Origin of the sequence: Enterovirga sp. (assembly GCF_028290205.1) — a bacterium.
Classification (GTDB): domain Bacteria; phylum Pseudomonadota; class Alphaproteobacteria; order Rhizobiales; family Beijerinckiaceae; genus Enterovirga.
On the sequence record NZ_JAQGKF010000210.1, the window covers coordinates 1 to 10,499 of the forward strand.

Below are 10,499 nucleotides of genomic sequence, written 5' to 3' on the forward strand. Positions count from 1 at the left end.
GCCGACCAGATCCGCAGGGTCAGATCGGACCCGGCCGAGACCAGCCGCCCGTCCGGCAGGAACGCGACGGCGTTGACGTTGCCGGCATGTCCCTCCAGCGCGCGCCCCTCGCCGCCCGAGAGGGGCCTGATGCGGGCCGTTCCGTCCCAGGAGGCCGAGGCCAGGTCCCGGCCGTCCGGCGACACGGCCAGCGCGACCACGGGGCCGGCATGCTCCGTGAAGACGCGGACCGGTTTCGGCACCCCGGCGCGCCAAAGCGCGATGCGGCCGTCCTCGCCCCCGCTCAGGAAGGCGCCGTCCGGCACGAACGCGACCGCATGCACGGCGCCGTCGTGGAAACGCCGCACCTCGCGGGCAACCCCGTCCTCGATCGACCACAGCACGGCTGATTGGTCGAAACTGCCGGACACCGCCCGGAACCCGTCGGGCGAGATCGCGAGGGCCCGGACGGGGCCGCCATGGCCGCGGAGCTGCGCCGCTGCGGGGCCGGCCAGACCGGTGAGGACCCATGCGGCCGCGGCGGCAAACAGAACGCGGATCAAGATACCCCCATGCCGGCGCGCGGCGCTGCGGCGCCGGCCGTCGCGACCTTGCCAGCAAGCCCCGACCCTGCCCTCCCGCCTGGGCCGGCGGAATGGCATCCTGGCCCCGTCCTCACACCCGCCTCTTCAGCCCGAGCCTCGGCAAGGCGCCGCGCACGAAGCCGTGCGACACGCTCGCTTCGAAGTCGCCGGCCAGAACGGCGATGTCATGCAGCAGCGCCCGGATGGCTTCCCGGGCGTCTCCCCCGAACTCGCGGAGGACGGCATCGACATCGGCCTCGCTCGGAACGGCGGAGTGGTGATCAGGCGGGTCAACGGCCATCGGCTGTTCTCGTCATGAGAACAAACTACGAACGAAGCACCCCCGGAGTCGAGTCCCGACCCCCGGCGTGGCCCGGCCGGCGCCGGCCGGGTCGCATCGGCCGGCCCGGTCCAAAGGCCCCCTGCGGGATCGGCAAGGGGGCCTGCCGACGCGAGAGGCGGCCGGGCCGCTCAGCCCCGCGCGCTCAGAGGTCGTCCTCGTCGTCGTCGTCGTCCTCATCGGTGGAGGACATTTCCCGAACCACAAACACCACCGGCTGCGCCGTCGCGCTGATGGTGCCGGCTGCGACCAGATCAGCCACGATGCGCTCGACATTGCCGATCAGCTTGCCCTGGCCGCTGCGCAGCTGCTTCACGTCTTCCGGCAATTGGCGTTCGCCGATGTCGACGATCACGACCTTCGGCGGAGCCGTTGCGGCGCCGAGAGGCGGGAGCGAAGCCTGCGAGAGGCCGGTCTCGATGGTTTCCATGTTCAGGCTCCTTTGACTTTGATCTTGGTGTCGAAGGCCTTGCTCTTGGCGTCGCGCTTGATGCCACCCGCCGTCGATGTCAGGTCGTCCTTGAGGTGGTGCATGTCGGCCTGAACGGTGCTGACCGCCACATCGGCATCGTCGGCGCGATTGTCGGCCCGGTCCTTGCGCGTCTTCTTGCCGGCCTTGATGAAGGCCCGCACCATGTTGGCGGGCAGATCGAGCCACCAGAGCTGCTTGTCGTCGCTGGCCGATTCCCGGTGCCGGCGGTAGGCCTCCTGGGCCCGGATCATGTCGGCCTTCAGGAAGCGCCGCATGCCACGCTCGCCGTCGCGCCAGGAGCCGTCGTGCTCTTCCCAGTAGCGGCTGCGGAACACGAGCTTGGAGCGGCGAAGAGCGCCAGTCCCTTCGATCACCGTCACGCTGCGCACGATGCCGTCGATCGGAATGCTGGGAAACTCGTCCTCGCGGCCGTCATAGACGGTCTTGACCTCACGGGTCGGCCCGCTGCCCTGCACGACAGTGACCCGGTTCACGAGCTTGTCCATCGGCATCTTCCTGCGTTGACAAGGTCACGATAGCCGGCCGCAAACGGCAAGGCCAGTGTAATCAGCTTCCGGGCAACTGCAGTTCCGCCCCGAACAGCTTGGGGTCTTGTGCCAGGAACCACGGCGCCCAGCCATTCGCAAGATTCCGTCATGAACTGACCGGTCGAGCCCGCCCGGCGCGGGCCCGCCCGCTAGGAGCGGTACACGTCGGGACCGCTGTCCGGCGCGCTCAGCCGGATGACGATGCGCCGGATCACCACGAGTGCCACGCCGATCGCGAGAAGCTGGACCCAGCCGAAGGTCGTGAGGCGGCTCCAGACGTGGTCCCAGTCAACGCCGCGACCGGACCAGCTTCGGGACAGGGTGTCGGACAGCAAGGCCACCCCGAAACCGGCCGCGACGAGGTAACCGAGGCGGAGGAGCAGCCGCGCGATATAGGCGATCTTGCCGACCACGTTCTTGAAGTGGATGATCGGGTCCTCGACCCCGCGCTGAAGCTTGAACAGGAGCTGGCTGCTCAGGTCGCCCAATTCCTCGATGGCCAGGTAATCGCGGTCCGTCGGACCCAGCAGGCGCGTACGGAGTCGCCGGCGCATGCGGCGGCGCGACTCCCGCGCCATCTGCCGGATGAAGACGCGGTATTCCTTGGCGACGTCCAGGTCCTTGTTGAGCCGGTTGACGATGGAATCGTAACAAAAGGCCGCCCGAAAGTACTGGATCGTCTCGAAATTCATCGGCATGTTGTATTTCTGGGCGACCTCCATCGTGCCGAGCCAGATCTGCGCCATGCTGCGCTCCCACCATTCGGCGTCGCGGCTCTTCTGGGTGTAGACCCAATCGGCATAGATCTTGGTCAGCTCGCGGCGGATCATCTCGACATCGACCGGTGGCAGAGGGCCGGCCAGCCCGATCGACGCATTCACCATGCGGCCGATGTCGCCCTTGATCATGTGGTACGACAATTCCCGGAACGTCTTGCGGCTCCGGGTGGAAAACCGGCCCACGGCGCCGAAATCAATGAAGCAGATCCGGTTGTTGGGCATCACCACGAGGTTCGCCGGGTGCGGATCGGCGTGGTAGAACGGCTCCTGGTGAATTTCGCGGTTCATCGCCAGCATCAGGGCGCTGGCCAGCGACTTGGGTTCGATGCCCTGAAGGCGGATCTTGGCAAGAAATTCCTGGTCGTTGCTGTCGACCGCCGCCATGATCTCCCACATCCACACGCCGGAGACCAACTCGCTCACCATCACCTCTTCCGAGCAGTACTGGAAGAAGATGAGCGGCGCCGTCACGTCAGCGCGGCGCCGCTCCGCGCGGCGGCGGAACAGGTCGGTGTTGCGGGCCTCCGTCCGGAAGTTCAGCTCGCGGAACAGGATCGATTGCAGATCCTGCCGGAAGCCCCGCGTCGTGCCCGGGGTGATGATGGTGAGCGTCTCTGCCAGGATGAGCAGCCAATCGAGCGCCCGCAGGTCCGCAGCGATGAGGGGACCGATGCCGGGCCGCCGCACCTTCACGGCGACACGCTCCCCCGTCAGCAATTCGGCCTGATACACGCAGGAGATCGAGGCCGAGCCGATGGGCAGGGGGTCGAAGGCCTCAAACACCTCCTCGAGCTTGCGGCCGATGCTCTGCTCGACGATCGCGATCGCCTCCGCCGCCGGGAAGGGTGGCGACTGGTCCAGCATCCGGCCGAGTTCCGCGCAATAGGCATAGGGCAGGATGTCCGCCCGGATCGACAGCAACTGGCCGAATTTGGCGAAGGTGCCTCCGGCATCCTCGAAGATGCGGCGCAGGCGCACCGCGCGTCGCTGCTCGGTGTCGCGCCGCCCGATGATGTCGCCCAGGTTCCCGAACAGGAAGCGTGCCGCGCTCCACAGCCACACCATCAGGCGCAGCAGCGTGGTGACGATGCTGGCCTCGAAATGCACGTGCCGGGCGCGCGGCAGCGAGACGTTCAAGTTGGCGAAGGAATAAGAGACCTTGCGGCGCGGCAGCGGGCGGATGACGTCCAATCCCCTCGCCGCCGCAACGGGCAGCGGTGCCTCGGCTGCTGAATGATCCTGCATGGCAAGCGATCCGTTCGTCGTCGAAGACAATCTGCAGGGGGGCGGAAACAGAAAGCCGGAGCCGCGCGACAGGCGGGTGCGGGACAGCCTTGTGGCCTCGGGGGCTTCGACGCTGATGCGCCCGGCGGCTTCTTCGACATTCAGTCATACATTCGCGGCGAACTCAAATGACGAGACGCCCCGGTGTCGCCCCCGCGTCGCGCCGGCCCGGTAGGGCAGGCTAAGCTGCTGCGCGTCGCGGCGTGCTCACGATCAACGGGCGATCGACTTCGGTCGACTTGCGGGCCGCCGAGATGTCGCGGCTCTGTGCTGGACGGTCCGGCCGGCGGCGGCGGCGGGGTCGCGCGCGAGCAGGCCGGAGCCGGGTGACGGGCCCCAAGTTCCCGCGCAGAAATGGACGCGAGGGCGGGCCCGCATTTCCCGCCCGGTTGGCCGAGATGCCTGTTGCGCCGCCCGATCAGGACGCGGATAGTCGGGGAGAACTTGGCGCGAGTCCACAGTTCCGGGTGAAGACCAGCGGGCCGGCTCCCGGCAGCTGGCGGCTTCGGGTCCCGGCCGGCGCGCCAGGCGGGCCCGCGGACCCCCATGCGCCGTGAGCGCAACGGCTCGTCGGCGGGGCGCACCAGAGCGCCATTTACTGTGCTCCGGCCTGTGTTGCGGGCTCGATATACGGCCGTGTTCTTCTAGGCTAAGCTTGCCTCGACTTACGGAAGGCCACGCCCATGCGACCGGACGATGTAATCGCCGTCTCCCCGCCTGGGACGTATGAGCCGGCCCTCGCCATCGCCGGTGCTCGCGCGGGCGCTCGTGGCGTGCTGGACCTGGAAAACGCCGCCGGGATCGACGGGGCCCTCGCCGCCGCTGCCCAACTGGACCGGTATGTCCCTGACCGGTTTGGGATCAAGATCGGCTCTGAGGATCGGGCGCTGCTTGCCCGCTTGCTTGCGGGCCGCTCCGCCAAGTGGCGCTGGGCCGTGCTCGCCGGGGGTGCCGGCCCGGGCCAGGACGCGTCCTTCGCGGAGTTGCGCGCCGCCGGGATCGAGATTCTGGTCGAAGCGGTCAACATCGCCGAGGCCCGGCGCGCGCTGGCGCTGGGAGCGGACGGAGTGATCCTGAAAGGCCAGGAGGCCGGCGGCAGGGTCGGCACCGAGACCGCGTTCGTGCTGTTGCAGCACTGGCTGCGCGAGGCGCAGTCGTCCGGCCTGGGCGCGCCGGGCATCTGGGTCCAGGGCGGGATCGGCCTCAACACCGGGGCCGCGTGCCTGGCGGCCGGCGCCGCCGGCGTCGTCCTCGACTCGCAGCTCCTGTTGGCGCGCGACGCGGGGGGGCCTGAGCGGGATCGGGCCTGGCTCTCCGCCTTTGACGGCAGCGAGACGGTCTGCCTCGGCGAATGTTTCGGCGAGGGCTACCGCTTCCACGTTCGGCGCGGCCTGCAGGCGATCGACGACCTGACGGCGGCGGAGGACCGGATCAGGCTGTCGGCGAGCGCCCCGGAGGAAAAGCTGGGGGCATGGCGAAGGGCCGTCCGGGAGGTGCAGGCCGGCGCGGGCCTGCGGCCGCTCGGCCAGGACGCATGTTTCGCAAAACCGCTGGCCGACCGGTTCGTCACCGTGTCCGGCATCATCCAGGCCGTCTGCGCGCGCAGCGGACAGCAGCTCGACGCGGCGCGGCGCCTGCAGCCGCTGGGCGAAGGGGCGCCGCTGGCCGCCCGCCACCGGACCCGCTACCCGATCGTGCAGGGGCCCATGACGCGGGTGAGCGACACGGCGCCCTTCGCGGCAGCGGTGGCCGAGGCCGGCGCCCTGCCCTTTCTGGCGCTGGCGCTTTTGCGCAAGCCTCAGGCCGAGACGCTCCTCGCCGAGACCCGCGACCTCGCGGCCGGGCGGTCCTGGGGCGTCGGCATCCTGGGCTTCGTGCCGGCCGAAATCCGACAGGAGCAGATCGAGGCCATTCGGGCGTGCCCGCCGCCCTTCGCGCTGATCGCCGGCGGCCGGCCGGACCAGGCCCGGGACCTCGAGGCCGAAGGGATCCTCACCTACCTGCACGTGCCCTCGCCCGGCCTGCTGCGGATGTTTCTCAACGAGGGCAGCCGGCACTTCGTGTTCGAAGGGCGCGAATGCGGCGGCCATGTCGGGCCGCGCACCAGCTTCGTGCTGTGGGACACGATGTGCGAGATCCTGCTGGAGCACATCGCCCGGCACGGCCGGGCCGAGGACCTGCAGGTCGTCTTCGCCGGCGGCATCCACGACGCCGTCTCGGCCGCCATGGTCTCCGCCCTGTCGGCGGGCCTCGCCGAGCGCGGCGTCGCGGTCGGGGTGCTGATGGGCACAGCCTACCTGTTCACCGAGGAGGCGGTCGCCGGCGGCGCCATCGTGCCGCGCTTCCAGGAGGAGGCGCTCGGCTGCGACGAGACCGTGCTCCTGCAGACGAGCCACGGCCACGCCATCCGGTGCATCAGCACGCCCTATTGCGGCGTGTTCGACGAGGAAAAGCGCCGCCTGCAGGCGGAGGGCAGATCGCACGAGGAGATCGTCAAGGCGCTCGAATGGATGAACATGGGCCGGCTGCGGATCGCGTCCAAGGGGCAGGACCGGAGCGCCGGCAACGGCACCGCCGCCTTGGCGAGCCGTTCAAACGGCACGGGCCGCGGCCTCAACGGCGCGGGGCGCGGGGCCAAGTCCGGGCACGGGCTCTCCCACCTGCCGGAGGCCGAGCAATATGCCCGCGGCATGTACATGATCGGCCAGGTGGCCGCCCTGCACCGCGAGGTGGTGAGCGTTGCCGAGCTGCACCGGGACGTGAGCGAGGGCGCGCACGACATCCTGGCCGCAACGGATCAGGCCGTGTTCGCCGAACCCGCCTGCCCCCAGCCGCCCTGCGACATCGCCATCATCGGCATGTCGAGCTTCTTTCCGAAGGCGCCCGATCTCACCCGGTACTGGGAAAACATCCTCGGCAAGCACAACGCCATCGTGGAGATCCCGGAATCCTACTGGGACTGGCGCCTGTATTACGACGCCAACCCGCGCGCGCCCGACAAGATCATCTCCAAATGGGGCGGCTTCCTCGACGACCTCACCTTCGATCCGCTCTCCTACGGCATCACGCCGACCAGCCTGCCGTCGATCGACCCGCTGCAGCTCTACTTGCTGGACTCGGTCCGCCTCGCCTTGGCCGACGCCGGCTATGCGACCCGCCCCTTCGCCCGCGAACGGACCTGCGCCATGCTGGGCATCGGCGGCGGCGCAAGCCCGCTCCCGGTCGCCTACGGATTCCGGACCTGCCTGCCGCTGCTCGACTGTGTGGACGGGCTTGGGGTCTCGGCCGAGACCGTGTTCAAGCGCATCGAGAGCATGCTGCCCTCCTGGACGGAGGACACGTTCCCGGGGATCCTGGCCAACGTGGCGGCCGGGCGCGTAGCGAACCGGTTCGATTTCGGCGGCACCAATTACGCCATCGATGCCGCGTGCGGCTCCTCCCTGGCCGCCCTGCAGGCCTGCATCCGTGAGCTCGAAGCCGGGACCAGCGACGTGGCTCTCGCCATGGCGGCGGACATGGTCCAGACGCCGTACGCCTATTTGGCCTTCAGCAAGACGCACGCACTCTCGCCCCGCGGGCAGTGCCGGCCCTTCGACGCGACCGGCGACGGCATCGTGCTCAGCGAGGGCATCGCCACCGTCGTCCTGAAGCGGCGCGCCGACGCCGAACGGGACGGCGACAAGATCTATGCGGTGATCCGCGGCATGGGCTCGTCCAGCGACGGCCGGGCCAAGGGGCTGACGGCGCCCCGCGCCGAGGGGCAGTTGCGGGCCTTGCGTCGGGCCTACGAGCGGGCCGGCATGTCGCCGAAGCGGGTCGGGCTGGTGGAAGCGCACGGCACCGGCACCGTGGCGGGCGACCAGACGGAGGCGCAGGCGCTCGGCGACGTGTTCCGGGAGGCCGGAGCGGGGCCGCGATCCTGCGCGATCGGATCCGTCAAGTCGATGATCGGCCACAGCAAATGCGCGGCCGGGCTGGCCGGCCTGATCAAGACGACGCTGGCCCTCCACCACAAGGTGCTGCCGCCGACGCTGATCGACACGCCCAATCCGAAATGCGGCTTCGACGACGGCCCGCTCTATCTCAACGCCGAGGCGCGGCCCTGGATTCACGGGGCCGAGACGCCGCGCAGCGCCGGCGTGAGCGCCTTCGGGTTCGGGGGCACCAACTTCCACATCGTGCTCGAGGAATACGTGGACGATTTCGCCGGCGAGCCGCGGGCGCCGCTGCAGCACTGGCCGGCCGAACTTCTGGTCTGGCGGGGGCCCACGGCGGCGGCGGTTCTCGCCGCCGTGGAGCAATGCCGCGCCGCCATCGGCCGGGGCGCCACGCCCGAACTCGGCGACCTCGCGCTCTCCCTCTGGTCGGCCGCGCGCGGCGATCCGCGCCAGCCCACGCTCGCGGTCCTGGCCAGCTCGCTCGACGACCTCGGCGAGAAGCTCACGGCCGCCTGCGACGCGCTCCGGGCCGGGAAACCCGCGCTCACCGATCCCCGCGGCATCTACTTCGCGGCCGAGCCGACGGCCGCCGCCGGCAAGGTCGCCTTTCTGTTCCCGGGCCAGGGCTCGCAATACCCGAACATGCTGAGCCAGCTCGCCATGGCCTTTGCGGAGGTGCGCACGTCCTTTGACGACGCCGAGCGCCAGCTCGCTGGGGCGCTCGACCTGCCGCTCGGCCGCTACATCTTCCCGCCAACGGCGTTCTCGCCCGAGCAGGAGGAGCAGGCGCGATCGGCCCTGACCCGGACCGACGTGGCGCAGCCCGCGATGGGGGCCGCCGATCTGGGCATGTTCCGCCTGCTCACCGGGCTCGGCCTGTCGCCCGACTTTCTCGCCGGCCACAGCTACGGCGATTACGTCGCGCTCTGCGCGGCGGGCGCCATCGCGGCCGAGGACCTGCCGCGGCTATCCCACGCCCGCGGCAGGGTCATCGTCGAGGCGAGCGCCGACAGCCCCGGCGGCATGGTGGCGTTCGATGCGACCCCCGAGGCGATCGAACCCGTGATCGCCGGCACGGGCGCGACGGTCGCAAACATGAACTCGCCGCGTCAGACCGTGATCTCCGGCACGCCGGAGAGCCTCGACCTCGCGCTCGCCAAGGCCAAGGAGGCGAACATCCTGGGCCAGAAAATCAGCGTGTCGCGGGGGTTCCACTCGGCCCTGGTCGCCGGGGCGCAGGGCCCACTTTCGCGCGCGCTGGACGACATCCCCTTCGCCGCCCCGCGCCGCCCCGTCTTCTCCAACACGACGGCCGCGCCCTATCCGGACGACCCGACGGCCATCGCCGACTTGCTGGCCGAGCACCTCGTCTCGCCCGTGCGCTTCCAGGACGAGATCCTCGCCATGTACGAGGCCGGCGCCCGCATCTTCGTCGAGGTCGGGCCGCAGGGGGTGCTCACCGGCCTCGTGCGGCAGATCCTTCTCGACCGCCCGCATGTCGCGGTGGCATCCGACGCCAAGGGCCGGCCGGGCCTGGTGCAGCTGCAGCACCTGCTCGGGCAGCTTCTCGTCTGCGGCCTCCCTGTCGAGCTGGACCGCCTCCATGCCGGCCGGAACCTGCGCCGGCTCGACCTCGCCGATCTCGTGGACGCGACCCGGGCGCCGAAACCGTCGCCGAGCAGCTGGGTCATCAACAGCGTGCGGGTGCGCCCGCTCGATGCGCCGGAACCCATCCTGCTCGGGACGCGGCGCCATGCGGAGAGCCGGGCGGCGCCCTCCCCCACAGCCGCCCCGGCCCCGTCCGAAGGGCACCGGCCGGCGGCGGGCAACGGCCATGCTGGCGAGGCGCAGGTCTTCCCCGCCCCCTCCCTGATGCAAACCGCAAGCGCGCAGGCCCCGATGACGTCTCTCCCTCCGAAGCGAAACGGTCACCTGAACGGCGGCGAGGACCACGCGCCTCCTCCCGCCGACGAGGCCACGCAGGTCATGCTCCGCTACCAGGACCTGATGTCGAAGTTCCTCGACACGCAGAAGGTCGTCATGGCGAGCTATCTGCAGGGCGGCGCCCTGACCGGCGAGACATTCCAGGCCGCCCCGATCTCGGCGTCGCGGGACCTGAGCCCGCGTCCGGCGGCTCCGGCCGCCCGTGCCTGGCCCGAGCCGCCGGCGCCGCAGGAGCCCGTCATGCGGCTCGAAGCGAAGCCCGAGACCCGGCCGGAGCCGGTCAAGGTGCCGGAGGCCGCCGTCGTGATGGACCGGAGCTGGTTCACGGCGCGCCTGCTCGACCTCGTCATCAAGCGCACCGGCTACCCCAAGGAGATGATCCGGCTGGATCAGGATCTCGAAGCCGATCTCGGCATCGATTCCATCAAACGGGTCGAGATCCTGGGCAGCATGGCCGACGCCATGCGGTCGGGGGACGGCAATCCGGCGGCCCATCTCGAAATGGAAAAGCTGGCCAGCTTCAAGACCCTGAACGCCATTGTCGACTACCTGGAAACAGCGCTCGCCCCGGGCGCGGCCCCGGCAAAGCCGGGGGCCGCCGGAAACGGTCGCACGCAGCCGGCGCTCGGAT

The 10,499-nt window shown here is 70.2% G+C and carries 5 protein-coding genes and 1 pseudogene; 1 reads left to right on the plus strand and 5 read right to left on the minus strand.

Going from position 1 to position 10,499, the window contains the following annotated elements:
* From JWR86_RS14360 to JWR86_RS14380, 5 genes and pseudogenes are all read right to left on the minus strand, one after another.
* A pseudogene (locus JWR86_RS14360) lies at positions 1-542 on the minus strand (hypothetical protein); the annotation flags it as partial.
* Positions 543-654: 112 nt separating this feature from the next.
* Entirely contained in the window at positions 655-864 is a 210-nt protein-coding gene (locus tag JWR86_RS14365) for a hypothetical protein (protein ID WP_299566799.1), read from the minus strand.
* Between the two features lie 184 nt (positions 865-1,048).
* Complete coding sequence (locus JWR86_RS14370; RefSeq protein WP_299566801.1) at positions 1,049-1,333, minus strand: hypothetical protein; 285 nt, start codon at positions 1,331-1,333, stop codon at positions 1,049-1,051.
* A gap of 2 nt (positions 1,334-1,335) precedes the next feature.
* Positions 1,336-1,881, minus strand: a complete 546-nt coding sequence (locus JWR86_RS14375) for a hypothetical protein (protein WP_299566803.1) — start codon at positions 1,879-1,881, stop codon at positions 1,336-1,338.
* A gap of 191 nt (positions 1,882-2,072) precedes the next feature.
* Positions 2,073-3,947 (minus strand): AarF/UbiB family protein, encoded by a 1,875-nt coding sequence (locus JWR86_RS14380; RefSeq protein ID WP_299566805.1) that lies wholly within the window; start codon positions 3,945-3,947, stop codon positions 2,073-2,075.
* An 812-nt stretch (positions 3,948-4,759) separates the two neighbouring features.
* Between JWR86_RS14380 and JWR86_RS14385 the strand changes: the two genes are divergently transcribed.
* Positions 4,760-10,499: type I polyketide synthase (locus JWR86_RS14385; protein WP_299566807.1), on the plus strand; the 5,740-nt coding region annotated here is incomplete at its 3' end.

Bases quoted from the DNA above. Each gene is read 5' to 3' on its own strand.
- JWR86_RS14365 (WP_299566799.1), bottom strand. From the start codon at position 864: ATGGCCGTTGACCCGCCTGATCACCACTCCGCCGTTCCGAGCGAGGCC.
- JWR86_RS14370 (WP_299566801.1), bottom strand. From the start codon at position 1,333: ATGGAAACCATCGAGACCGGCCTCTCGCAGGCTTCGCTCCCGCCTCTC.
- JWR86_RS14375 (WP_299566803.1), bottom strand. From the start codon at position 1,881: ATGGACAAGCTCGTGAACCGGGTCACTGTCGTGCAGGGCAGCGGGCCG.
- JWR86_RS14380 (WP_299566805.1), bottom strand. From the start codon at position 3,947: ATGCAGGATCATTCAGCAGCCGAGGCACCGCTGCCCGTTGCGGCGGCG.